Below are 24901 nucleotides of genomic sequence, written 5' to 3' on the forward strand. Positions count from 1 at the left end.
GGAGAGAAGGGCGGAAGCCGGTAGCCGCTACCAGAGGCGGGTGTCGCTGACGCCGGCCGGCAGGGGCGGGTGCTCGGCCAAACCCAGCACGCACCAGCCGTTTTCCAGGCCAAAGGCGCCACCCTGCAGCAGGTAGCTGATCCAGCGCTCGGTGCTGCGGCCGCTGTACTGTTCGCTCTCGGGCTCATACTCGCGCAGCAGCACCGCGTCGCCGATCTGGTAGTCCCGGTCGTTGAAGCGCACGTCGAAGGCTTTGCGGCCGTCGAGTACGGCGGCAAAGCAGGCGGGCCAGACCTTCAGCTCGTGGTAGGTAGGGGTGAGGACCGAAGCAGTGCGCGTGGAAGACGAAGTATATAGCATGGTGTGGAAGTGCAAAAGGTGGAACGGAAACTCGCCGGCCACGCCCCTGGTGGGCTGACCGGCAAGGGTATTTACTGACTGGCAGCGGCGTTGGTTGCCGCCGATCGTACTGCAAAGGTACTGTTCCTGTGTTACTTCCGTGTGAAGGTTGCGTTTCGGGCAGGTGCTACGATACAGCAAAAAGAACGTCATGCTGAGCTTGCCGAAGCATCTCGCGTGCTGACGTTGCCAAATCGTTGACCGGCAACCGCTCCGTAGCCCAGGGGGTAAACCCGTGGGCTAGTGAAGCAACATCAGCACGCGAGATGCTTCGGCAAGCTCAGCATGACGTTCTTTTAATCAAATGCCCGCTACGCGGTTTTGCGGCGGCGGCTGTTCTTTTTCAGCCAGGCGTAGGTGTCGAACTGGGCACGCACGGCGGCAGCATTGGCGGCCACCTCGGTGGTGGGGCCTACAAAGTTATTCTGCCAGTCTCTGGACTTCACGCTGTCCTGGCGCTGCAGATCCAGCATGTGGCGCACCTCGGTCCGCAGCTTAGGATCCAGAATCGGGAAGGCCACTTCCACGCGGCGGTCGAGGTTGCGGGCCATCCAGTCGGAAGAGGCCACGTACAGCTTTTCGTCGCCGCCGTTGCCGAACACGTAGAGGCGGGCGTGCTCGAGGTAGCGGTCCACGATGCCGCGCTGGGTGATGTTCTCGCTCTGGCCCGCCCGGCCCGGAATCAGGCACGAAATACCCCGGATCAGCAGCTCCACCCGCACGCCGGCCGTGCTGGCTTCGTAGAGCTTCAGAATCATGCGCTCGTCCTGCAGGGCATTCAGCTTCAGGATGATGTAGGCGTCCTCGCCCTTGCGGGCCCGTGCTATTTCGGCGTCGATGAGGGCGTTGAGCTTCTCGCGCAGCTCGAAGGGGGCCACAAGCAGGTGCTCAAACTGCCCGGTTTTGTCGAGGCGGTCGTTGAAGTAGCGGAACACCTCGCCTACCTCGCTGGTCAGGCGCGGGTCGGCCGTGAACAGGCCGTGGTCGGCGTAGATGTTGCTGGTTACTTCGTTGAAGTTGCCGGTGCTCAGGTAGGCGTAGAGGCGGTTGTGGCCTTCCTCGGCGCGGGTGATAAGCAGCAGCTTGCTGTGCACTTTCAGGTCCGGAATGCCATAGATGACGTTGGCGCCGGCTTTCTGCAGCTTCTCAGCCCAGTACATATTGCTTTCCTCGTCGAAGCGGGCTTTCAGCTCCACCACCACCGTCACCTGCTTACCGTTTTTCACAGCCTTCAGCAGGGCCTTGGCCACCTCGCTCTTGCTGGACACGCGGTAGAGCGTGATGCTGATGCCACTGACCTGCGGATCCTGGGCGGCCTCCGTAATCAGGCGCGTCACGTAGTCGAACGACTGGTAGGGCAGGTTGAGTAGGTGGTCGCGCTCGGCAATGGCGGGCAGCATCTTGCCGGTGCGTGGCAGCGTGGGGTGCGGCAGCGGCGGGTGCGGCTCGTACACGAGGTGCGAGAGGCCCAGGTCGGGGAATCCGAAGAAGTCGCGGAAGTTGTGGTAGCGGCTGCCTTCCACCAGCTCGTCCTTGCCGATGCCGGTTTTCTGCATCAGGGCTTTGAGCACGGGTTTGGGCATGGCCGGGTCGTAGAGCAGGCGGGCCGGGTAGCCGGTTTCGCGCTTCTGCAGGCTGCTCTTGATCTTGAGCATCAGGTTGCCCGACACCTCCTCCTGAATGTCGAGCTCCGCGTCGCGGGAGAGTTTGACGGCGTGCACCTGCACCTTCCCGAACTTGGGAAACAGCGTGTGCGCGCAGCACCGAATCACGTCGTCGAGGAACATCACGTACCGCTCGTCGCCGATGATGGGCAGCTGCACAAAACGGCCGCCGTGGCGCTTAGTGGGCAGCTCCATCACCATCACCCGCTCGTCTTCGGTGTGTTTTTTCTTCTTGCCGCTGGCCTCAGGCTCCGTGAGGTGGAAGGTGAGGTACACGGTCTGGTCTTTCAGGAACAGGTGGTGCAGGTTCTCGTCCAGAATCACGGGCGAAAGCAAGTCCTGCACGTTCTGCTCGAAGTACTGCTGCACCCACTGCTGTTGCTCCTCGCTCAGGTCGTGCTCCGACACTAGGTGAATGTGCTGCTCCCGCAGAGCGGGCAGCAGCCCGTTGCGGAAGGTTTCCCCGAACTCCTGCTGCTGGCGGCCTACCTCTTCGAGCAGGTCTTTGAGCTGCCCGGCCGGGTCTTCGCCCAGCTTGGCGCGGGTTTTTTTCTTGAGCTTCACCAGGCGCCGCAGCGTGGCCACCCGCACCTTGAAATACTCGTCGAGGTTGGAGCTGAAAATGGCCATGAACTTGAGGCGCTCCAGCAGGGGCACCTGCGGGTTTTGGGCTTCCTGCAGCACGCGGCGGTTGAAGGCCAGCCAGCTCAGCTCCCGGTTCAGCAGTTCAGGTTTCGCCGTTGCTGGCTTCTTTTCGGTCTTTTCCATGAGGAGGAGGGGGAAGAAATAGAGGCTGCTATGCAGAGGCGCCGCCGAAGCATCTCGTGAGCTGGCGTTGTATGGCTAATCATACTACAGCCCGTAAGATGCTCCGGCAAGCTCCGCATGATGGCCCTGCGTCAGTTTTTAATTGGAATCCCGCGGGCAGTCGAAGAAGTAGAACTCGGCATTCTGCGTGTCAGCCTCGGCCCAGCGCTCCACCTGAAAGTGCAGGCACACAATGGCCGCGGTAGGCATCTCCTCGCTCAGCGGGCTGGGCGAAAGTAGGTTGGCCAGCTCCGTAATGCCGGGGTTGTGGCCCACCAGCAGCACGCTTTGCGCCTCGTCCGGCGACTCGCGCACCACCCGCAGTAGCGTCATCGGGTCGGCGTGGTAGATGTCGGGCCGCACCACAATTTTGTCGTGCTGATACTCAAGCTCCTTGGCCACCAGCGCGGCGGTAGTCAGGGAGCGTACGGCCGTGGAAGCCAGCAGCAGATCCAGCTTGATGTTGCGCTCGGCCAGCGCCTGGCCCATGCGCGGAGCATCGGTGCGGCCTCGTTCGTTGAGGGGGCGCTGCTCATCGGAAAGGTCGTCGAAGCTCCAGCTGGATTTAGCGTGGCGCATCAGGTATAGGGTCTTCATAAGGCAAAGGGAGCGGAATGGGAGAGTCGCAGACCAGAAGCAGGCCTCTTTACTGAGGTGTCCGAAAAAAGTTTTTGCGCCGCCGGATACGGCGGTCGGCCATCCCTGCAAGATAGCACGAGCAGGCCGGCTCCCGGTCAAAAAAGGAAAGCCCGCCAATTCGGCGGGCTTTCTTTGGGGAGTGAGGGTAAAGCATCGGGGTATCCGATGAAACTTACGCCTGCATTACTCTTTCACGAAGCGCTGATGCGACACCTGCTGGCCATCGGTGATGGTAAGCATGTATACGCCTTTGCTCAAGCCCGAAATGTCGAGCTGGCCTTCGGTGCTGTAGGTAGCCTGGCGCTGCTCGGCGCCGCGTACGTCGTACACTTTCACGCTTACGGCGCTCGGGTCACGGTCAGCGGGCAGGGCAATGCTCAGCACGCTGGTAGCAGGGTTCGGGTACACGCTGTAGTCGGTGGAAGCCAGACGTGCCGAGGTACGGGCCGTGCCGCCCGAGATGGTGACGGTGTAGTCTTCGGTTTCGCCGTAGCCGTAGCTGTTGCAGCTGGTGGTGGCCGAGGCGTCGCTCATCACCACGCGCATGCGGGTGCTGCCGGATTTAGCGGTGGCAGGTACCGTGAACGTGCTGGAGCGCGTGGTAGCCACGTTGCTGCCGGCGGCATTCACCACCAGCTCACCGGCGTCCGTGAACAGGCCGTTCTGGTTGTAGTCAATGTACACCTTGAAGTACTCGGTGTAGGCCGTGCCCGCGAAGCCGGCGCTGTAGCTGATGGTCTGCGAGGAGCCGGCGGCCAGCGTGGTGCTCAGAGCAGTGCCGTTGTAGTAGCCGGCATCTTTGCTGGAAGTGCGGGCAATGGTGCCCAGCTTCACGTAGTCGATCCACTCATACGCCACGCTGTTGCCCTTGCTGGCGCAGTACGTAACGGTGGTAGGGGGAGGCGTGGTGCCGCCGCCGGTGCCGGGGGCCGTGCCGCCCAGCGAGGTGAGCAGCGAAGCCCGGCTGCCGCCACTGCCGAACAGGGCGTTCATGCGGGTGCTCTGGCCGGTGGAGAACATGTACATGCAGGCGTCGTTGGTGTAGTCCATGTAGTTCATGAACATGTCGCCGTTGGTGGTATTGCCGCAGGTGCGGCGCGGGAACACCGGGCAGCCGGAGTTGTCGGCCTGCTGGGTGGGCGTATCGCTCACTAGGTCGCTGCCGCAGTTGGCATCTCCCCAGATATGGCGCAGGTTCAGATAGTGGCCTACTTCGTGCGTGGCCGTGCGGCCCAGGTTGAATGGGGCCGACAGATAGCCGGTGCGGCCAAAGTAGTTCGGGCCGATAACTACGCCGTCGGTGCTGGCTGCGCCGCCCGGAAACTGCGCGTAGCCTAGAATGCCGCCGCCGATGTTGCACACCCAGATGTTCATGTACTGGCTGGCAGGCCAAGCGTTGAGGCCGCCGGTAGCGGTGTTCTTCATGGCATCGGCGGTGCCCCAGGTAGTTTTCGTGCTCGATTTGCGCTCGATGCCGGTGGTAGCGTTGCCGTTAGGGTCGCGCTTGGCCAGCACAAACTGCAGGCCGGCGTCGGCGGCGAGGCCGGCAAAGGCCGCCGGCGTCTTGCTCACGTCGGAGTTAAGCTTGCGGAAGTCTTCGTTGAGCACCGCAATCTGCGAGGCAATCTGGGCGTCGGATATGTTCTCGTTGGCGTTGCTGTAGAGCACGTGCACCACTACCGGAATAGTACCGAGCAGGGCCGTGCCCCGCTGTGCAACCGGGTTAGCCTCCAGCTGGCGCGTTACGTTCTCAATATTTTGCATGCGCTGGGCCATGCCGGGGTCGGAGGCCATCTGGCGCTCCAGCACCTCCATGGAGGCACACTGGCGCTGGGCTACTGCTTCCGTGCTGAGGCTCATCCCCAGGGCGGCCAGTAGAACTGCGTAAAAGGTTTTTTTCATGTGAAAATGAGTTTGGTTGTGGAAAAGGGAACGGTTCGGCTAACTTATTGAAAATATGTCAAAATAATAAGCGTTTCACCTGTAGTATTTCAAATAATGCCTGAAATTGCCCCCGGAGTGCTATTCAGGCTAAGAGAAATGCCGAAGCACAAACGCCGAACAAGCGTTTGTTTTTGCATTATGGGCATGTAGTTGCTACAGAGTCCGGTGCGCGAGCCATACAAAGGAAAAGCCCGCCATATGGCGGGCCTTTCGGGGTGGTGAGTAAATGAAAATCGGAAGGGCTATGCTGCCGGGGCGCTGCAACACCGGGCGGAAGCAGCGCTAATTACGCTATTCTTTCTCAAACCGCTGGCGGATCGTTTGCGTGCCGTCGGTCAGGACGGCCTGATACAAGCCCTGGGGCAGGCCTGCCACGCCTATGTGGCCCTGGTTGTCGTAGCTCACCTGCTGCATTTCGTGGCCGCGCAGGTCGTACACCTTCACGCTCCAGCCGGCAAACTGCTCGGCCGGCACCGATACGTTCAGCGTCTGGGTGGCGGGGTTCGGGAACAGGCGCACCTTGCTCTGGGCTTCAGCCGTAGCGGCTGACTGGCGCAGGGCCGTGCCGCCCAGCGAGGTAACCAGCGAGGCGCGGGCACCGCCGGCCGCAAACAGGGCGTTCATGCGGGTGCTCTGGCCAGTGGAGAACATGTACATGCAGGCGTCGTCGGTGTAGTCCATGTAGTTCATGCTCATGTCGCCTTGGTTGGAGCACGATACCTTCGGGAAGGTAGGGCAGCCGTAGTTGGCTGCCTGCTGGGTGGGCGTGTCGCTCACGAGGTCGTTGCCGCAGCTGGCATCACCCCAGATGTGGCGCAGGTTCAGCCAGTGGCCCACCTCGTGGGTGGCCGTGCGGCCTTTGTCGTAGGGTCGGGCCGTGCCGCCGGGCAGCGTCGAGTAGAGCACTACCACGCCGTCGGTGCTGGCCGTGCCGCCCGGAAACTGGGCGTAGCCGAGCAGGCCCTGGCCCAGGTTGCACACCCACAGGTTGAGGTACTGGCCGGCGGGCCAGGCGGCGGAGCCGCCACGCTTGCCGTTCTTCACGGCGTCGTTGCTGCTGAAGGAAGTGGTTTTGGTGAGCTTGCGGATGATGCCGTCGGTGGGGTTGCCGTTGGGGTCGCGCTTGGCCAGCACAAACTGGATGTTGGTGTTGGCGGCCAGGCCGGCGAAGGCGGCCGGCACCAGGCTGGCGTCGGCGTTCAGCTTGGCAAAGTCCTTATTGAGTACATCAATCTGCGCCTGAATCTGCGAGGTCGGCACGTTCTCGGCCGCCGTGCGGTACACCACGTGCACTACTACCGGAATGGTCACCACGCCTGCCGTAGCGCGGCTGAACACCGGCGACTTCTCATAGGCTTGGGTCTGGGCTTCCACAGCGGCCATGCGCTGGGCCAGGCTGGGGTCGGCCTGCATCTGAGCGGCCAGCACTTCCATGGCGCCACAGGTGCGGCCGGGCAGCGTAGGCGCCAGTTCGAAGTTGCCCTGGCGCAGCTCCTGCCCGAAGGCAGCGGAAGTCAGACCCAGGAAAGCAAGTGCGAGCGAGTATACAGTTTTCTTCATGTTGGTTGTTTTGATGGGTGTTCGTGCAATGAGGGCTCTAATTTATTGAAAAATACGCAATAATAAAGGTGTTGTATTGCGACGATGCTCGTTTTTTTATGCAAAGTGCGTGAGGCTCTTTGCATGGCAGTCCGGGCCGGACACGCAAACGCCCTTCCGGCCACGAGGGCGGAAGGGCGTTGGCAGCGCCGGCCAGCGGCCGCGTACAGGAAGGCGGCTATTCCTCCACGCTGAAGCCGGGAACAAAATTGGGGTAGCGCTCCATGTGGATCTTGCTCACGTGCCGCGTGATAAGGTCCCGCAGCTCGTCGATGTTTTCGCGCTCCTGCGCCGAGATGAAAATCACCGGGTCGTGGAGCTTGGCCATGTAGGTGTCCTGCAGCTGCGCCAGCGACGGGCGCACGGGCAGATCCTCGTCGAGGTTCATGCCCTCGAAGTCGGGCACGGCGTCGGCGGGAGCGTCGGCGCGGTACTGGTCAATCTTGTTGAAGACGAGCAGCATGGGCTTGTCGGCGGCCTCGATGTCCTTGAGCGTGGCATTCACCACCTCCATCTGCTCCTCGAAGGTGGGGTGCGAGATGTCCACGACGTGAATCAGCAGGTCGGCTTCCCGGATTTCGTCGAGCGTGCTCTTGAAGCTCTCAATCAGGCGGGTGGGCAGCTTGCGGATGAACCCCACGGTGTCGGAAAGCAGAAACGGCACGTTCTCGAACACGATTTTGCGCACCGTGGAATCGACGGTGGCAAACAGCTTGTTTTCGGCAAACACGTCGGAGCGGCTCAGCAGGTTCATGATAGTGCTTTTGCCCACGTTGGTGTAGCCCACCAGCGCCACCCGCACCACGCCGCCGCGGCTTTTGCGCTGGGTGTGGCTCTGCTTGTCGAGGTCCTTGAGCTTTTCTTTCAGGAAGTCGATCCGCTCGCGCACTACGCGGCGGTCCGTCTCAATTTCCGTTTCCCCCGGGCCGCGCTGGCTTACGCCACCGCCGCGCTGCTTGTCCAGGTGAGTCCAGAGGCCGGTGAGGCGGGGCAGCAGGTACTGGTACTGCGCCAGTTCCACCTGCGTGCGCGCCGTGGCCGACTTGGCCCGGCGGGCGAAGATGTCGATGATGAGCAGCGAGCGGTCCACGATTTTCACCTTCAGCTCGGCCTCCAGGTTGCGCAGCTGCGAGGGCGAGAGGTCGTCGTCGAAGATGACCACGTTGGTGTTGCTGTGCTGCACGTAGGCCTTGATTTCTTCGAGCTTGCCTTCGCCCACAAACGTGCGGATGTCGGGCTTGTCGAGGCGCTGCACAAAGCGGCGCGTAACCGTGACGCCGGCCGTTTCGGCCAGGAAGGCCAGCTCGTCGAGGTATTCTTGGGTGCGGGCGTCGGCCTGGCGTTTGTCGGGCACGGCCACCAGCACGGCGGTTTCCTGCTCGAGGGCGGTTTCGTAGGTGGCGTCTTTGTTGCCTTTGGCCAGAATGCGGCCGGCGCGGCCCTTGGCGCTGTCGACGGCGCCGGGGTGGCGGGTGCTATTCTGGCGGCGTTTAGCTTCTTTGGCCATATAGTCAGAGGAAGAGAGTGGGAGGGAGCGAGTGTATAAAAAGCAGGTGGCGCGGCCGAAGGTTTAGCGCAGCGTGAGCGAATAGGCTACTACCTGCTGAATCTGGGCGTCGGTGAGCTTGCCCTGGAAAGCCGGCATCTTGCCCAGGCCGTTCGTGACCAGGTACACGCGGCCGGCGGTGTTGAGGTTGCTTTTGGTGAGGTCGTGGGCGCCGTTGAGGCCGCGCTGGCCGTCGGGCCCGTGGCATACTACGCAGTTCTTGGCAAACAGGGCCTGTCCGGCGGCCAGTTCCGGACTGGGCGTGGCGGCCGGCTCATCGGAAGTGGCGTCGGCAATGGTGGCCGCGTCGGCATCGGACAGGCCAGCCGGGGCGTTTTCGATGGGCACGTCGGCGTCGGGCGTGGCAGTGGTTTCGGGCAGGCCGGCGGCGGTGGGTATAGTGCCCGACAAAACCGCCGCATTAGGCGCTTCTCCCAGCAGCGCCTGCCGCAGCACATTAGGCTGCTGCGGCCCCTGAATGACGAGCGCGCTGTACGTATGAAGGCCGTAGCTGACTACCAGGCCCAGCAGGAAGAGGCGGGCTGCCCCCCCACGCTCTTGCCGTAGCGCCCGGACAAAGCCCAGGGCAATAATCGTTAAGAATACCGCCCTGACCCAGGCCCACGGTATTTTGGGACCCGTGTAGGTGAGGTAGGCGGCCGCAAAAGTGAGCAGGCCGGCACCCAGCAGCAGGCTGTCGGCCCAGCGGGTGCGGGCGCGCAGGCGGCGTAGCTGCTCCTGGCGGCCCGTGAGCAGCAGCACCAGCTTGTAGAGGAAAAACAACAGCGTCAGCACCACCACAACGGCGTGCAGCCGCCACAAAACGATATTCAGCATCAGGAGGAACGGTCAGGAGGAGCGGCAAAGATACGGGTGCCGGCAACTGCTAGCGGCCGGCGGAGCGGGGCGAAGCAAGTGTCGGCAGCCGAAAAAAGTTTGGGCTCGTATAGGCCGGCCGGGCGTTTGGTACCTTTGTCGGCGTCGGACCGGGAGGTTCCGGTCTAGACTGGCTACGACCGGAAACCTGTCACCTCATCACCTCATCACCCCAAGAATGCGCGTTGCCCTGGTCATCAATACAAGCTGGAACATCTGGAACTTCCGCCGCAGCCTGGTAAAGGCCCTGCAGGACGCCGGGCACGAGGTGCTGGCCATTGCCCCGCCCGATGCCTACTCCGAGCGTCTCGAAACCGAGCTGGGCTGCCGCTACGTGCCCATCCTGATGGAAAACAAGGGCACCAACCCCGTGAAGGACGCCCTGCTTACGCGCAGCTTCTACACTATCTATAAGCGCGAAAAGCCCGATGTAGTGCTGCACTACACCATCAAGCCCAACATCTACGGCACGCTGGCCGCCAAGCTGGCCGGCATCCCGAGCGTGAACAACGTGAGCGGGCTGGGCACGGTGTTTATCGTGAAAAACCTGGTGAGCCAGGTGGCGCTGGGCCTCTACCGCTTCGCGTTCAAGTTTCCGCGTAAGGTGTTTTTCCAGAACGACGACGACCGGCAGCTGTTCCTGCAGCACCAGCTCGTGCGCCCCGCCATTACCGACCTGTTGCCCGGCTCCGGCGTGGCCACCGACAAGTTCCAGCCCGCCGCCACGTTCCGGCGCCAGGAGCCGTTTGTGTTCCTGATGATTGCGCGTGTGCTTTATGAAAAGGGCGTGGAAGAATACTTTGAGGCCGCCCGCCTGGTGCGCGAGGCCGTGCCCGGCACGCGGGTGCAGCTGCTGGGCGGCGTAGATGAAAGCGGCGGCGTGGGCGTGAAGCGCGCCGTGTTTGAGCAGTGGCTGCAGGCTGGCCACGTCGAGTACCTGGGCACCTCCGACAACGTGGCGGCCCAGATCCGGGAGGCCGACTGCGTGGTGCTGCCCAGCTACCGCGAGGGCACGCCCAAAACCCTGCTCGAAGCCGCCGCCATGGCCAAGCCCATCGTCACGACGGACGTACCCGGCTGCCGCGAAACCGTGGTGGACGGCCAGAACGGCCTGCTCTGCGAGGTGCGCAACGCCGCCGACCTGGCCGCCAAGATGCTGCAGATTCTGCGCCTGCCCGCCGCCGAACTGGAGCAGATGGGCCGCGCCGGCCGCCACCTCGCCGAAACCAAGTTCGACGAGCGGATTGTGCTGGACAAGTATCTGCGCGAAGTAGCCGCCGTAGGAAAACGGTAGCGGCCAGGCCGTCTGGCCACCGCAAAATCTGCCTAACTTGCGGCCCAAAATCCGGCGGAACCGGCCACTAGAAGCTGTTATATGGAGTTCAAGTATTTTGCTATTGCCGGACCGGTAGAGATTCTGCCGCGCGTATTCGGGGATGTCCGGGGCGCCTTTTTCGAGTCGTTCAGTGAGCGGCGGCTGGCCGAAGCCGGCATCAGCGGCGAGTGGGTGCAGGACAACCAGTCACGCTCCGACCGGGGTGTGGTGCGGGGCCTTCACTTCCAGAAGCCGCCCTTCGCCCAGGCCAAGCTGGTGCGCGTGGCCAGCGGCCGCGCCCTCGATGTGATAGTGGATATCCGCCGCGACTCGCCCACCTACGGCCAGCATCTGTCGGTGGAGCTGGACTCGGAGCGCTTCAACATGCTGTATGTGCCCGTAGGCTTCGCGCACGGCTTTACGGCCCTCGAAGACAACACGCTGTTCCTCTACAAGTGCACCAACTATTACGCCCCCGAGTCGGAAGGCGGCCTGCTCTGGAACGACCCCGCGCTGGGCATCAACTGGGGCGTACAAAACCCCACCATCTCCGCCAAAGATCAGGTACTGCCTACCCTGGCCGAGTTCAACAGTCCGTTTTAACTGTCATTGCGAGGAGGTACGACATTCCGCGCATCAAGCGAAGCAATCCTTCCTCTCAGCAAGCAAAGCAACCCTGAATGCAAAGCCCTCTGGCGTTAGTGTACTACACTACTGCCGGAGGGCTTTTTTATTAAGGAAAGTGTCTGCTGCGAGAGGAAGGATTGCTTCGCTTTGCTCGCAATGACAGCTACACCATGTCCAGCAGGCTTTCCAGGCCCATGCCGCGGGAGCCTTTGATGAGAATCTGGCGGCCCTGCAAGGGCTGCTGCTGCAGCCAGCTGGCCGCCTCGGGCTTGGTGGCGAAGTACCGGAACGACGGATCGACGGCGGCGGCGCGGGCCATGTCGGGGCCGATGAGCACCACGGTGCCTAGGGGTAGTTCGGCCAGCAGGTGGCCCAGGGCCTGGTGTTCGGCCGGACTCTCGTCGCCCAGCTCAAACATGTCCCCCAGAATCACCACTTTGGCCGCATTCGACACGCCGGGGCGGGTGGCAAAGCTGCGCAGGGCGGCGGCCATGCTGCTGGGGTTGGCGTTGTAGGCATCCAGCACCACCTCGTTGCGGCCTGTCTGCACCAGTTGCGAGCGGTTGTTGGTGGGGGCGTAGGCGGCCAGCGCGGCGGCCACTTCCTGGGTCGGTACCTCGAAATAAGCCCCCACAGCGGCGGCGGCGGCCAGGTTCGGGAAGTTGTAGTCGCCGGTGATGTGAGCTTCGGCGATGGTGCCATCGGCGAGGCGGAGCACCACCTGCGGGGCGGCGCTGAGCAGCGTGGCCGGGTAGGTGTCGGTGGGGCCGGGGTACGTGACGTGGCCGGGCACGAGGTCGGCGAGGCCGGCGAGGCGGTGGTCGAGGGTGTTGACGAAGGCGGTGCCGCCCACCGTGGCCAGAAACCGGAACAGCTCCGACTTGCCCTTCAGAATGCCCTCCTGCCCGCCAAAGCCTTCCAGGTGGGCCTTGCCGATGTTGGTGATGAGGCCATGCGTGGGCTCGGCCAGCTCGCAGAGCAGCGCAATTTCGCCCTGGTGGTTGGCGCCCATCTCCACAATGGCCAGCTCATGCTCGCCGCTGCGGATGCTGAGCAGCGTGAGCGGCACCCCGATGTGGTTGTTGAGGTTGCCGCGCGTGTACTGCACCTTGTAGCGGCAACTCAGCACGGCGTGCACCAACTCCTTGGTGGTGGTTTTGCCATTCGAGCCCGTTATGGCCAGCACCGGAATGATGAGCTGGCGGCGGTGGTGCCGGGCCAGCGCCTGCAAAGCCAGCAGCGGATCGGGGGCGTAGGTGTAGTGCTCGGGGTTTTGCGCGGCCAGCGTGGCGTCGTCCGTGACGGCGTGGCGGGCACCCTGCGCTATGGCCTGCGGGGCGAAGTCGGCCCCGCGGAAGCTGGGGCCGTTCAGGGCGAAAAACAGGGTTCCGTCCTGCGGCTGCCGCGAGTCGGTGCTGACGGCCGTGCAGGCGCGAAACCGGTCGTAGAGCGCCTCAATATCTTCCATGGGGTTTGTGGTAACTTGGAGCTTGCTTTTCGTGTCTTACAAGAAAAAAGGTATTTCTATGTTTCGACGGTTTATTCTCGCTACTGCGTTGCTGACGAGCTTTGGCTGGGCCGGTTCGGCTACCCGGGCAATTGCGCAAAATACGGCTTTTGGCTTTGAGTTTCGGGAGGTAGCAAAGGTAGTGCAGGGCGCCGACACGCTCCGCAGCGCCTGGGCCGGCGGCCTCGACTCGCCCCAGTTTTCGGGCATCGACCTCGACGCCGACGGCCGGCAGGATTTGTTCATCTTCGACCGCCGTACGCGCCGGGTGCTCACCTACCGCAACGCCGCCGCGCCCGGCGGCACCCGCCGCTGGCAGTACGCGCCCGAGCTGGCGACGCTGTTTCCGGCTGGCCTGTTGAACTGGGCTCTGCTACGCGACTACGACTGCGACGGCCGCCCCGACCTGTTCACCTCCGCCGAAAACGGCGCCGACATCCGGGTGTTCCGCAACGTGGCCGGTGCCGGCGGGCTGCCGTCGTTTCAGCTCGTAACGCCCCAGATCCGGGCCGTGCTGCCTGGTAGCACTATCACCGTCAACATCAACACCGGTACCAACATGCCCGCCATTGCCGACCTGGACGGCGACGGCCGCCTTGATATTCTGATAGTTGATTGGGACACCAACCGCTCTATCTACCACTACCAGAACACGGCCACCACGGCCTGTGGCGGGTTGGCGTTTCGGGAAGCCTCCGATGCCTGGGGCAACATCCGCAACTGCCTGGGCGAGTGCGGCTCGTACCTGTTCAGCGCCACACCGGTGCTGTGCCGCGAGGCCCGGCCCCAGCACTCCAGCAGCAGCAGCCTGACCGTGCTCGACCTCGACGGCGACGGCGACCAGGATGCCCTGATGGGCCGCGACTATTGTCCCGAGTTGGTTTCTACCCTGAATGAGGGCACGCCTCAGCTGGCCCGGATGACGGCCGCCAACGCCAACTTCCCCACTGCCGCCGCCCCCATCCGGATTCCGTTTTTTCCGGCCGGCTACGTGGTGGACCTGACCTTCGACGGCCGCCCCGACCTGCTGGCGGCGCCCAATCTGTTCGACAACCTCGACAGCGTGGACACGCGCCGCACGGTGCTGCTCTACGAGAATACCGGCACCGGCCCGGCCTACAACCTGCAGCCGCGCCAGACCGGCTTTCTGCAGCAGGATATGCTGGAAGCCAGCTCGCAGGCCGCGCCCGTTTTCCTGGACGTGGACGCCGACGGCCGGCTGGACCTGCTGGTGGCTGGGGTGAAGCGCCTCACGCCGGCCAGCCCGCTGGTGGCCTCGGTGGCGCACTACCGCAACACCGGCACCGCCGCCCGCCCCGTGTACCAGCTCATTACCGAGGATTTTCTGGGGCTGTCGGCGCGTAAGTTTGGGGCGCTACGGCCCGGTGTAGCCGACCTTAACCGCGACGGTGCGCCCGACCTAACTGTGGCCGGCTACACGGCCGTGGGGCGCCGGGCCTTTGTGGGCTACTACCCCAACCGTGCTTCGGCCGGGCAGCCCGCTAGCTTTGATACCAACGACCTGCGCCTGATCAGCAACTTGCCCAACGCCTTCGACGACAACGCCACCTTCTTCGACGTAGACAACGACGGTTTTCTGGACCTGCTCTACGCCACCAATTCCACCCGCTCCGATATGCCCGGCCAGGCCCTGCGCTACTACCGCAACAGCGGCAGCGCCACGCCCGAAACGGCTTTCGTGCTGGCCAACGCCGACTTCGGCCAACTGCGCACGGCCACGGGCGCGCGCCCTGCCAACCTCTCGCCAGTGGTGGCCGACTTTGACGGCGACGGAACGCCCGATCTGCTGACCGTAGATGCCAGCGGCCAGGTGCGGCTGTTTGCTAACCTGCGGGCCCAATCCGGCATTTTCATTGACCGGTCCAGCCTGTTCTACAACGCCGCCCAGGGCCGCTACGACGATGGCTACCTCGGCGCGCATACGCCCAACCACTTCGCCCTGGCCGCCGCCGACGTGAATGCCGACGGCAGCCCCGAGCTGTTTATTGGGACGGAAGCCGGCGGCGTGCTGGCGGCGGGCACCCGCAACCGGGTACTGAGCACCCGGCCCGCCGCGGCGCAGGCCCTGCCGCTGAGCGTGTACCCTAACCCGGCGGCAGCGGCTACGGCCGTAGAAACCACCCGCCCGTCCCGGCTCACGCTGCTCGACCTCACGGGCCGCACGGTGCGTAGCGTGTCCGTGCCCAGCCGCCGACACCAGCTGGATTTGCGTGGGCTGTCCGCCGGCGTGTATGTGGTGCGCTGCGAAACGCCGGATGGCCAGGTAGGCGTGCAGCGGCTGGTCGTAAGCGAATAGCTTGGCAGCGCGTTCCGGGAAGGACGCATGCCACTCATTACATTTATATGTAAAGCCCTCCGGCGCCAGAGTAAGCTCTGCTGCCGGAGGGCTTTATATGTGAATCATGTACAGTCCGAAGGAAATGCTGCGCTAACGCCGCTCTATCTCGGCTGATGGCTGGAGCAGCTCGAAAGGGTCGGCGTCTTGCAGGGCGGGGAAACGCTCCCGGAAAGCCTCGAGATCGGCGCGGCGCAGCGTGCGGGTGATGCCGGTTTCCTGGTTGCCGACTTCCACCAGATACTCGCCGCGCATGTCCAGCAGGGCCGAGTCGCCGGCGTAGGCCAGGCTGTTGCCATCAATGCCCACGCAGTTCACGCCCATGGTGTAGGCCAAGTTTTCCATGGCGCGGGCCCGCAGCAGCGTCATCCAGGCAGTGCGGCGCGAGGCGGGCCAGTTGGCTACGTACAGCAGCAGGTCATAGGGCTCGTGCATGGGGTTGCGGCTCCAAACCGGGAAGCGCAGGTCGTAGCACACCAGCGGGCAGATGCGCCAGCCGCGCCATTCCTCTATCAGGCGCTCGTTGCCGGCGGTATATACAGTATGTTCGCCAGCCATCGAGAACAGGTGGCGCTTGTTGTAATAGCTCAGGCTGCCGTCGGGACGCACCCACAGCAGGCGGTTGTAGTACTGGCCGGCCTCGTCGCGAATAATAATGCTGCCGGTAATTACGGCGTTGCGGGCTGCAGCCAGCTGGCGCATCCAGGCTACCGTAGGGCCGTCCATCGTTTCGGCCAGATGCTCAGCATCCATGCTGAAGCCGGTTGTAAACATTTCCGGTAGCACAATCAGGTCGGTTGGCACCGATATTTCATCGATGTGCCGCTGCAGCTCCTTCCAGTTAGCTGCCGGATCGTGCCATTGCAGCGAGGTTTGAATAAAGGAAACGGTTAAGTCAGGCATAGGGAGCGGTGCAATGGAGGTGTAGTAGAACGCAAGGAGGCGGGTCGGCCAGCAAGTGCGTACCAGAGGCTCAGGCTGAAATCAAATAATATGAAATATATAATAATGTTTTTGCTTTACCCAATATCCAGCCTGTGCGCAAGAAGATGGTACTCGGCTATATACGGAAGAGCCCCTGCGGCAGATTGCAGCAGGGGCAACAGATCAGAAACCATACAAACGCCCATGCCTACAATGCCCGCAACCGCTTGGCGGCGGCCCGCAAGGTAGCCTCCTGCTTAGCAAAGCAGAAGCGAATTAGGCCCTCATCGTGGCCGTTGTGGTAGAAGGCCGATACCGGGACCACAGCCACCCCAGCTTCCCGGGTGAGGTGCCGGGCAAACTCCACGTCGGGCAGCGCGGAAATGCGCGAGTAGCGTGCCAGCTGGAAGTAGCCGCCGGGCACGGGCAGCAGCTCGAAGCGCGAATTGGCCAGTAACTCCCGAAACAGGTCGCGCTTTTGCTGGTAGAAGGCGGGCAGCTGCTGGTCGTGGAGGTGGTCGGCCTCCAGGGCGTCGGCCAGGGCATGTTGGGTGGGCGTGCTCACGGCAAACGTGAGGAACTGGTGCACCCGGCGCACTTCGGCCGTGAGGGCTGGCGGCGCGATGCAGTAGCCCATTTTCCAGCCTGTGGCATGGTAGGTTTTGCCAAACGACGACAGCACAAAGGCCCGCTCCCGCAGCTCGGGGTGCTGCATGGCGCTCCGGTGCGGCTCCCCATCGAACACCATGTGCTCATACACCTCGTCGCTGAGCAGCATAGTAGGGGTGTCGCGCAGCAGGGCCGCCAGCGTGTCGAGGTCGGCGTCGGTCAGCACGGCCCCGCTGGGGTTGTGGGGCGAGTTGAGCATAATCAACCGGGTGCGGGGCGAGAGGGCCGCCTGCACCTGGTCCCAGTCGGGGCGGAAGTGAGGGGCCGGCAGCGGCACGTACACCGGCACGCCGCCCTGCAGCCGAATGGCCGGGCCGTAGAGGTCGTAGGCCGGTTCCAGCACCAGCACTTCGTCGCCGGGATGCACTACGGCCGCCAGCACCGCGTACAGCGCCTCCGTAGCGCCACAGGTGACGGTAATTTCCGTGGCCGGATCGGGAGCGTCAATACCGTAGACGCGGGCGGTTTTGCGGGCAATAGCCTCGCGCAGGCGCGGCAGCCCCGGCATGGGCGCGTACTGGTGGTGGCTGGCCGTGGTGGCGTGGTGGGCCAGCGCCTGCTGCAAAGCCAGCGGCGGGTCGTAGTCGGGGAAGCCCTGCGCCAGGTTGATGGCCCCGCACTCCTGGGCCAGCTGCGTCATGACAGAGAAGATGCTGGTCCCGATGTCGGGCAGCTTGGAAGCGGGGGCGGGAAACGGCATGTGCGGAGGTAATCTTCAGGATGAGCCCGAAAATACGGAGCGCCCGCCATTACGCGGCCGGCGGCCAGCTGCTGGCTACTGTTCGCGCAGGGCAGCTTCTTCGGTCACGTCGCGCATGGCGCCCACCATCCGGACTGGCAGACCGGACGCATCATGAATCACGCAGGCGCGGTCCTGAATGGTGAGGTAGTGGCCATCGGAGCGGCGCAGGCGAAACTCTGATTCGAGCAGCTTGGCGCTGGTGGTCAGGTCGTCCTGCACGCCGTTTTGCACCCGGTCCAGGTCGTCAGGATGTATCAGGCTGAGCCAGAAAGCTACCGTTTCGGTGTCAGGGCGGGGCGGGTAGCCTACCAGCTGCCAGAAGGCCTCACTGTACCACATGCGGCCCGAGGTCATGTCCCAGTCCCACATGAGGTCGTTGGTGGCGCGGGCCATCAACTCAAACAACTCCCGGCCGCGGCGCTCCTGAATTTCGGCCCGTTTCTGTTCGTCGATGTCGGTGGAAGTGCCCAGCCAGCCCAGCAGCTTGGCATCGTGCCCGTACAGCGGCACTACCCGGTCGAGGTACCAGCGGTAGCGGCCGTCGTGGCCCCGCCAGCGCAGGTGCAGCTCCATGGTTTTGCGGTTGGGCAGGTGGCGCAGCTGCGCATCGGCGGCTTCGGCCCGGTCGTCGGGGTGCAGATAGTCCACGAAGCCGCCATCGGCCAGAGCATCGGCCGGGGCGCCGGTGTAGCTGTGCCACCGCCGGTTGCAATGGATAACGGTGCCATCGGGGGTGGAGAGCCACGCCAAATGTGGCAGCGCATCTAGCATAGGTACTGGCTGCAAATCCCGCATCAGAGTTCGGGCGGCGGCAGTTTCGGTGGTGTCAGACCAAAGCATACGTGTGGGAGGGAGCAAGCGGAGCGAAGATGCAAGATACAGTCACTAATAGAATATAGCCATTTATATGTTACAATGCCGTTGTCCGGAAGCGAGCAGCGGCCGCATACACAGTATACGGCCGCTGCGGCAGGCCTACGCAGGCTGAAGGTCACCCTAGAGCGGATTCTTCAGCAGCTGCGGAAAGGCTTTGCGGAACTTCTGCACTTTAGGCACCGATACTGACTGTACGTACGGATTGTCGCCGTGCAGGCGGAAATAACCCTGGTGGTAGTCTTCGGCGGGCCAGAACTTCGTAAAGGACGTTACCTGCGTCACGATGGGGTTGGGGTAGTGCTTCGAGGCATTTACGCGCTTGATGGTAGCCTCAATCAGCTGCTTTTCCTGCGGGGTGCGGTAGAAGGCCACCGAGCGGTACTGCGCGCCGGCATCAGGCCCCTGGCGGTTGAGGGTAGTCGGGTCGTGGCCGGCCAGGAAAAACACGTCGAGCAGCTGCTGATAGCTGATCTGGCCAGGGTTGTAATACACCTGAAAGCTCTCGGCGTGGCCGGTGCGGCCGCTGCCCACCTGTTCGTAGGTGGGGTTGGCTTCTTTGCCGCCCGCGTAGCCCGACACCACGTACTGCACGCCTTTCAGCTCCTCAAATACTTCTTCGGTGCACCAGAAACAGCCGCCGGCAAAGGTGGCTACGGCCAGGCCTTTGGCTTGGGCAGCCGTAGGCAGGCCGCCGGCAGTGGAGCGGCTCAGGGCCTGGGCATCGGCAGGGCGCTGCTGGGAGCAAGCCATGGTGAGCAGCAGCAGACCCAGCAGATAAGGCTTTTTCTTCAGGAATGACAACATAGTGGAACAGAGGGAGAACAGGGAAACAGGCAAGAAAATGAATATACGCAGGAAGCGGATGGGCGGACTGACCGGGCATTGGCTGAACAGTGCTGACAGCCTCTGCCGTTCCCGCGGCGCACTGGTAACACGGCCGGCGCCAAGCCACCTTATAGCCTGATAAGGCCAGGAAAGTTTTGGCTAGCTTGGCAGCTTGGCTATGCGCTGCCACCTAACTGTTCGCTAGCAAGCGTGGGAACTCTTTAAACGAAACATCGTAACATTATTTTGTTCAAATAAATAGTGAATTATGCCAAATTCAAATGATGCGCGTTTCCCGGCCGGAAGTATGCCGGACAACCCCAGGGTTCGAGAGGAAATGGCCGCCCGAATGCGCGCATTCCACAAGGAAGTAGTTGAGAAGATTGGCCGGTCTGAAATGCTGAAAGTATACTGCCATGCCCTCAGTAACTGGGTGCTCAACCCCAATACCGACCCGTATCAGATAGAAATGCTTTTCGACGAAATCTGCCTGGGCGCCCAGCAGGAAGGCCTCGACGACTGGGACGTGTAGCGCGGTTATCGGCGGTAAGGTAAGCTGGGGCCCACGGCATGTACCAAGTCTTTGCTGAGCCGCTCGGGCTTGAGCGAGGAACTGCCGGCGCGGGCATAGTCGAAGCGCCAGAGCAGGCGGCCGTTGCGGCAGTCGTGCAGCATCAGGTTGGTGGTGGCCGAGTTGGAGGGTATGGCGATGGGTAGCTCGCTGGGTAGCAGCACACGGGCGGCTAGGTTCAGGCCGTTGGGCAAAGGCTGGTAGAGCAGCGTCTGGCCCGAAAGCAGGGCGTCAACTCCCAGCACTTGGCGCAACTCTTCCATACTGTGCTCGGGCAGATTCTCGTAGCTGATGCCTGCCGCCAGCAACCGCCGGTTGGTTTCCTGCACATCCTGAAACGCCACTGTATAACCGCGGGCCGGCTGCTGGGCCATCAGTTGTGCCAGCACCAGCCGCTGCAGCTGATAGCCCAACTGGCGGGCGTCGCGCTGCTGGGCGTTGGTCCACTCCTGCTGCACGCGGCGCAGGCCGGCTTCGCTCAGGTCGGGGGTGGGGCCAGCGTAGCGGATGTCGCGCAGGCGCAGGCGGTCCAGGGCCACTTCAAACGGCATGATGGCCACCGTGCGGTGCGCGGTGAGGGCAGGAGCTTCCAGCATAGTGGCCGTGTATGTGTGGCGCGCACAGCCGGAGGCCAGCAGCAGAGTGGCTGCCAACAGCAGCGGCTTGTAGAGACGGGGCATAGAATAGGAAGAGTAGATTGGTAAATCAAGACAGGCAGGCCGTGTGGCTAACTGCCGCGCGGTATCTTGGCCGAACTGGTCTGCAGAGGCCGACTATTCGTTCAAAAACCTTACCGAATCTATGTTTTCGTGGTGGAAGAGCCGGCGTGAGCTGCCGTTTTCGGATAGCCTGCAGCACGTTATCCGGCGCAGCCGCGAAGAAGCCCTGCGCCTGCAGAACGACTACGTCGGGCCCGAGCACTTGCTGCTGGCTATGCTGGCCGAGCCGGAAAGCCGCGCCGCACAGCTGCTGGACACGCTGCTGGTGAGTTCCGTGCTGTTTGGGCAGCGCCTCACCGATGCCGTAACCGGGCACCGCCTCGAGCCCGACCAGCCTCTGCCCACCGGCAGCATTGCCCTGACTGTGGAAGCGGAACAAGCCCTGCACAGCAGCCAGCGCGTAGCCCGGCAGCTGCGCGCTCCCGCGTTGGAGGCACTACACCTGCTGCTGCCGCTACTGGCCCAACCCACCGGCCGCGGCGCCCTGCTCAGCGCCGATTTCGGACTGACGTTTGAGGTGGTGCTGGCCCGCATGCCGGAACCTGATAAACCCGGCCGGTAGCACAAGGCAACCCCAAGGTTTCTGGCTATATTGATGGCCCCTTACACGCAGCCGGCCCAGTAGGCCGGCGAAGGCACTTTTTTGGAAGTGTTGCGTGTTGGGCCTGCATTGTTCCACTGATGTTTTGTCTGGTCTATGATAGTTTCGACGCGTGCTTTTCTGTTTGCTGCCGGCAGTTTGCTGGCTGCCGCTCCGGTTTCGGCCGGTAATCCGGCAGGAACGTCTTCCATTACGGTGGTAGTTTCGGCACTGGCCTCCACGCAGTCGGTAGTGAAGCTGTACTTCTATAATCTGCGCGACCAGTTTCTCAAGCCTCAGGGCTACGTGTTCAAAAAGGCGGTGCTGCCGGCCGGCCAAAACCAGATTACGCTGCCCGTAGACCTGCCTAACGGCGAGTGGGCCGTGGCCATCACCCAGGACATGAACAACAACGACAAGCTGGACAAGAACTTCGTGGGCATTCCCACCGAGCCCTTCGCCTTCTCCAACAACGTGCGCCCCACGCTGGCCCCGCCCGATTTCAACGAGTGCAAGTTCACCGTGAGCGGCCCACGCGTCGTCACCATCAAGCTCACCAAGTAGCGCGGCGTCTGTAGCGGCCCGCCCCGCCAACAGCGCCGGTCTGGCCGCTCTGCCTGAGCGGGCCGGGCCGGCGCTGTTGGCTTTTCGCTGTGGTTGAGGTTTCTTGCAGGCCGCCCACTCCCTATTCTATGCGTACTCTTCTGCTGGCTGCCGCCGGTCTGGCCTCGGTAGTTACGGCCGGCGCCCAAAGCCTGCCCATCCTCGACCAGAATCCGCCGGCCCTGCGCTGGCAGGAAGTCCGGACGCCGCATTTCCGGGTGCTGTACCCGCTGGGGTTTCAGGAGGCCGCCCAGCGCACGGCCCGGCAGCTGGAGCAGGTGCACGGGCCCGGCGCCGCTACGCTGGGTGTCAGCCCGCGGCCTATTTCGGTGGTGATGCAGACCCGCACCAGCGTGAGCAACGGCTTCGTGACGTTTCTGCCGCGGCACGCCGAATTTTTCAGCACCCCGCAGCAGGGCATGGGACTGGGCACCGTGGACTGGCTGGCCGGGCTGGTGGTGCATGAGTACCGGCACGTGGCGCAGTTCGAGAAGGGCCGCCAGGGCATAGGCCGCCTGCTGGGGCCGCTGCTCGGCGACGGGGCACTGGGCGTGGCGGCCGTGGGTGTGCCGCAGTGGTTTTTCGAGGGCGACGCCGTGGGCACCGAAACGGCCCTCACGCGTAGCGGCCGGGGCCGGATTCCGGAGTTCGGGGCCGGGCTGCGGGCCAACCTGCTGGCGGGCCGCACTTACAGCTACCAGAAAGCCGTGAACGGCTCTTTGCGCGACCAGGTGCCCAACTGGTACGTGCTGGGCTACTACCTCACCTCCTACGCCAAAACCCACTACGGCGCCGACGTCTGGGACCGGGCCCTGACCCGCTACTACCGGTTTCCGTTCTACCCGTTTTCCTTCTCCCAAGGCCTGAAGCGTACCACCGGCCTGCGCGTGGAGCAGCTCTATCAGCACACGATGCAGGAGCTGGACTCCGTGTGGCGCGCGCAGCAGCGGGAGCTGCAGCCCACCGCGGCGCAGGAGATGGCCGGCCAGTACCAGGGCCGGGTGTTCACCGAGTATCAGTACCCGCAGTATGTGAACGACAGCACGGTGCTGGCCCTGAAATCCGGCCTCGGCGACATTGCGCAGCTGGTGCTGCTGGGCCGGCGTGGGCAGGAGCGCAAGCTGTTCGTGCCCGGGTTGCTGAACCTGCCCGAGCAGCTGAGCGTGGGCGGCGGCAAAGCCGTGTGGCCCGAGCTGCAGCCCGACGCCCGCTGGGGCCAGCGCATCCATTCCGAGTTGAAGGTGCTGGACCTGGCTACCGGCCGACTCACGCGCCTCGGCCGCCATCACCGCTACACCGCTGCCTCGCTCTCGCCCGATGGCACGCGCCTGATAGCCGTGGAAACCGACAGCGCCTACCACCACGCCCTGCACCTGCTCGACGCCCGCACCGGCGCCGTGCTGCAGACCCTGCCCAACCCCCAGAACGACCTGTACCTGCAGCCCCGCTTCACGCCCGACGGCCGGCGGGTGGTGGCGGTGGTGCTGAAGCCGGCCGGCAAAACCCTGGAAGAAACCGACCTGACGACCGGCGCGGTGCGGGCCCTGCTGCCCGTGGCCAACATCAACCTGACCAACCCCCAGCCCTGGGCCGATTACGTGCTCTACAACTCGCCGCAGTCGGGTATTGATAATGTGTATGCCGTGCATACCACTACCGGGCAGGTGTGGCAGGTGACGAGCCGGCCGCTGGGCGCCTACCAGGCCGCCGTGTCGCCGGACGGGCAGCAGCTGGCGTTTCACGATTTCCGGGCCACCGGGGCGCGCATCACCGAGATGCCGCTGCAGCCGGCCACCTGGCGCGCCGTGCTGCCCGCGCCGCCCGAAGCCGCCGATGCCGGCCAGCCCTACGCCGCCGCGCTGGCCACCCGCGAGCCGGGCGCCGCCGCCGTGGCGGCGCAGCTGGGCAGCGCCGCCACGGTGGCGGCGGCGCGCTACCCGGTGCGGCCCTACTCGGTGCTGCGGCACGCCTTTAATGTGTTCAGCTGGGGCGTGGTGCAAAGTCCCACCGGCAACAGCGTCAGCCTTGGCCTTCGCTCGCAGGACCTGCTCAGCACCACCCAGGCCGTGGCCGGCGTTAGCTACGACCAGAACGAGCGCACCGGGGCCGTATTCGGCGGCCTCAGCTACCAGGGCAAGTACCCGGTGTTCGACGCCGAAATCAGCCACGGCGGCCGCAACGCCGCCCGCTACATCGACCGGGCCCGCAACCAGCCACTCGACAGCCTGCGCGCCGACCGGTGGCAGACCACGCGCCTCACGGCCGGCCTGCGGCTGCCGCTCACGCTCACCCGCTCCAAATACCTGTCGGCCCTGAGTTTGAGCAGCTACTACCTGCTGGAGCAGGTCAGCGGCTACGATTTGCCGGTGCGGTTCCGTTCCGAGCCCGGCCCCGGCCGGCCGGTGCACGCGCTGCAAACCACGCTCAGCTTTGTGCGCCAGCTGAAAATGAGTGCCCGCGACGTGGCCCCGCGCTGGGGCGCCACGGCCTTGCTCACCTCGCGCGCCACGCCGTTTGGGGTGGGGCTGGAGGCGCGGCAGTGGGGCGCGCAGGGCAGCTTGTACGTGCCCGGCCTGGGCAAGCACCACAGTTTGCGCCTGCGCGCCGGCTACCAGAGCCAGCAGCAGCAACAATACCAGTTTGCCTCGGCCATCAGCTTCCCCCGCGGCGAAAACTACGTGAGCTTCGACCGGATGCGCGCCGCCTCGCTGGACTACGCTATGCCGCTGGCGTTTCCGCACTGGTCGGTGGGGCGGCTGCTGTACGTGCAGCGGCTGCGGGCCACCGGGTTTCTGGATGTGGCCCAGGGCCGCAGCACCGGCGTGTCGGGCCGCGGCAACTACCGCAATGTGGGTTTCGACGTGGCGGCGCTGTTCAACGTGCTGCGCCTGCGTACGCCGCTGGAAGCCGGCGTGCGGCTGGTGGTAGATACCTACACCAACGATTTGGTATTCGAGCCGCTGGCGTTTAGTATTCGGTTGTAGAAGAGAGGCTTAGGGTAAATGCCGGAATCTTGGTGCCGGCTGCCAGACACTTAGGCGGAATTATTGCTGGGGTGTTTTAGAAGTTATCGACCGTTTTTTATCCCGTTTAACCCATTTGTGGAGGCCAGG

General features: G+C 63.7%; 20 protein-coding genes. 7 read left to right on the forward strand and 13 right to left on the reverse strand.

Annotated elements, in window-relative coordinates:
• Nucleotides 1–27: 27 nt before the first annotated feature.
• The 7 genes from N008_RS23550 to N008_RS22680 all read right to left on the reverse strand — a co-directional run bounded on the left by N008_RS23550 (nucleotide 28) and on the right by N008_RS22680 (nucleotide 9435).
• Nucleotides 28–360, reverse strand: coding sequence for an ASCH/PUA domain-containing protein (locus N008_RS23550; RefSeq protein ID WP_071884610.1), 333 nt, complete (start codon nucleotides 358–360; stop codon nucleotides 28–30).
• Between the two features lie 350 nt (nucleotides 361–710).
• Nucleotides 711–2831 (reverse strand): polyphosphate kinase 1, encoded by a 2121-nt coding sequence (gene ppk1 / locus N008_RS10210; RefSeq protein ID WP_052381416.1) that lies wholly within the window; start codon nucleotides 2829–2831, stop codon nucleotides 711–713.
• A 138-nt stretch (nucleotides 2832–2969) separates the two neighbouring features.
• Complete coding sequence (locus tag N008_RS10215; protein WP_044015748.1) at nucleotides 2970–3467, reverse strand: SixA phosphatase family protein; 498 nt, start codon at nucleotides 3465–3467, stop codon at nucleotides 2970–2972.
• Between the two features lie 225 nt (nucleotides 3468–3692).
• Nucleotides 3693–5411 (reverse strand): GEVED domain-containing protein, encoded by a 1719-nt coding sequence (locus N008_RS22355; RefSeq protein ID WP_071884514.1) that lies wholly within the window; start codon nucleotides 5409–5411, stop codon nucleotides 3693–3695.
• A gap of 333 nt (nucleotides 5412–5744) precedes the next feature.
• Nucleotides 5745–7013, reverse strand: a complete 1269-nt coding sequence (locus tag N008_RS10225) for a M43 family zinc metalloprotease (protein ID WP_071884515.1) — start codon at nucleotides 7011–7013, stop codon at nucleotides 5745–5747.
• Between the two features lie 217 nt (nucleotides 7014–7230).
• Nucleotides 7231–8559, reverse strand: coding sequence for a GTPase HflX (gene hflX / locus N008_RS10230; protein ID WP_081910730.1), 1329 nt, complete (start codon nucleotides 8557–8559; stop codon nucleotides 7231–7233).
• Between the two features lie 63 nt (nucleotides 8560–8622).
• The gene (locus N008_RS22680; protein ID WP_052381417.1) at nucleotides 8623–9435 is read right to left on the reverse strand and encodes a c-type cytochrome; all 813 of its coding nucleotides are present in this window, start codon (nucleotides 9433–9435) and stop codon (nucleotides 8623–8625) included.
• A gap of 217 nt (nucleotides 9436–9652) precedes the next feature.
• Between N008_RS22680 and N008_RS10240 the strand changes: the two genes are divergently transcribed.
• Both N008_RS10240 and rfbC read left to right on the forward strand, forming a co-directional pair.
• On the forward strand, nucleotides 9653–10768 hold the full coding sequence (locus N008_RS10240; protein WP_044015751.1) for a glycosyltransferase family 4 protein: 1116 nt from the start codon (nucleotides 9653–9655) through the stop codon (nucleotides 10766–10768).
• A gap of 81 nt (nucleotides 10769–10849) precedes the next feature.
• Nucleotides 10850–11392 carry a dTDP-4-dehydrorhamnose 3,5-epimerase gene (gene rfbC, locus N008_RS10245; protein ID WP_044015752.1) on the forward strand — a complete coding sequence of 181 codons (543 nt, stop codon included), beginning with the start codon at nucleotides 10850–10852 and terminating at the stop codon, nucleotides 11390–11392.
• 187 nt (nucleotides 11393–11579) lie between these two features.
• Here the strand turns inward: rfbC and N008_RS10250 are convergent, their stop codons facing one another.
• Complete coding sequence (locus N008_RS10250; protein ID WP_044015754.1) at nucleotides 11580–12884, reverse strand: UDP-N-acetylmuramoyl-tripeptide--D-alanyl-D-alanine ligase; 1305 nt, start codon at nucleotides 12882–12884, stop codon at nucleotides 11580–11582.
• A 58-nt stretch (nucleotides 12885–12942) separates the two neighbouring features.
• Here N008_RS10250 and N008_RS10255 point away from each other — a divergent pair, with 58 nt between their 5' ends.
• Nucleotides 12943–15240: a T9SS type A sorting domain-containing protein gene (locus N008_RS10255; RefSeq protein ID WP_197062832.1), complete on the forward strand. Its 2298-nt coding sequence runs from the start codon at nucleotides 12943–12945 to the stop codon at nucleotides 15238–15240.
• Nucleotides 15241–15372: 132 nt separating this feature from the next.
• On the opposite strand, the gene N008_RS10260 is transcribed toward N008_RS10255, so the two are convergent.
• The 4 genes from N008_RS10260 to msrA form a co-directional block, all read right to left on the reverse strand.
• On the reverse strand, nucleotides 15373–16182 hold the full coding sequence (locus N008_RS10260; RefSeq protein WP_044015758.1) for an amidohydrolase: 810 nt from the start codon (nucleotides 16180–16182) through the stop codon (nucleotides 15373–15375).
• Between the two features lie 229 nt (nucleotides 16183–16411).
• On the reverse strand, nucleotides 16412–17572 hold the full coding sequence (locus N008_RS10265; RefSeq protein WP_044015760.1) for a methionine aminotransferase: 1161 nt from the start codon (nucleotides 17570–17572) through the stop codon (nucleotides 16412–16414).
• Nucleotides 17573–17647: 75 nt separating this feature from the next.
• Nucleotides 17648–18454 (reverse strand): PAS domain-containing protein, encoded by an 807-nt coding sequence (locus tag N008_RS10270; protein WP_081910732.1) that lies wholly within the window; start codon nucleotides 18452–18454, stop codon nucleotides 17648–17650.
• Nucleotides 18455–18610: 156 nt separating this feature from the next.
• The gene (gene msrA, locus N008_RS10275; RefSeq protein ID WP_044015764.1) at nucleotides 18611–19294 is read right to left on the reverse strand and encodes a peptide-methionine (S)-S-oxide reductase MsrA; all 684 of its coding nucleotides are present in this window, start codon (nucleotides 19292–19294) and stop codon (nucleotides 18611–18613) included.
• Between the two features lie 370 nt (nucleotides 19295–19664).
• Here msrA and N008_RS10280 point away from each other — a divergent pair, with 370 nt between their 5' ends.
• Nucleotides 19665–19847, forward strand: coding sequence for a hypothetical protein (locus tag N008_RS10280; protein WP_156109202.1), 183 nt, complete (start codon nucleotides 19665–19667; stop codon nucleotides 19845–19847).
• A 5-nt stretch (nucleotides 19848–19852) separates the two neighbouring features.
• On the opposite strand, the gene N008_RS10285 is transcribed toward N008_RS10280, so the two are convergent.
• Complete coding sequence (locus N008_RS10285) at nucleotides 19853–20566, reverse strand: hypothetical protein (protein WP_044015768.1); 714 nt, start codon at nucleotides 20564–20566, stop codon at nucleotides 19853–19855.
• Nucleotides 20567–20687: 121 nt separating this feature from the next.
• Here N008_RS10285 and N008_RS23555 point away from each other — a divergent pair, with 121 nt between their 5' ends.
• The 3 genes from N008_RS23555 to N008_RS10300 all read left to right on the forward strand — a co-directional run bounded on the left by N008_RS23555 (nucleotide 20688) and on the right by N008_RS10300 (nucleotide 24772).
• Nucleotides 20688–21167, forward strand: a complete 480-nt coding sequence (locus tag N008_RS23555; protein WP_044015770.1) for a Clp protease N-terminal domain-containing protein — start codon at nucleotides 20688–20690, stop codon at nucleotides 21165–21167.
• Between the two features lie 135 nt (nucleotides 21168–21302).
• Nucleotides 21303–21749 (forward strand): DUF2141 domain-containing protein, encoded by a 447-nt coding sequence (locus N008_RS21580; RefSeq protein ID WP_081910733.1) that lies wholly within the window; start codon nucleotides 21303–21305, stop codon nucleotides 21747–21749.
• Nucleotides 21750–21877: 128 nt separating this feature from the next.
• Entirely contained in the window at nucleotides 21878–24772 is a 2895-nt protein-coding gene (locus N008_RS10300) for a TolB family protein (RefSeq protein ID WP_044015772.1), read from the forward strand.
• Nucleotides 24773–24901: the final 129 nt, after the last annotated feature.

This window comes from Hymenobacter sp. APR13 (genome assembly GCF_000737515.1).
Classification (GTDB): domain Bacteria; phylum Bacteroidota; class Bacteroidia; order Cytophagales; family Hymenobacteraceae; genus Hymenobacter.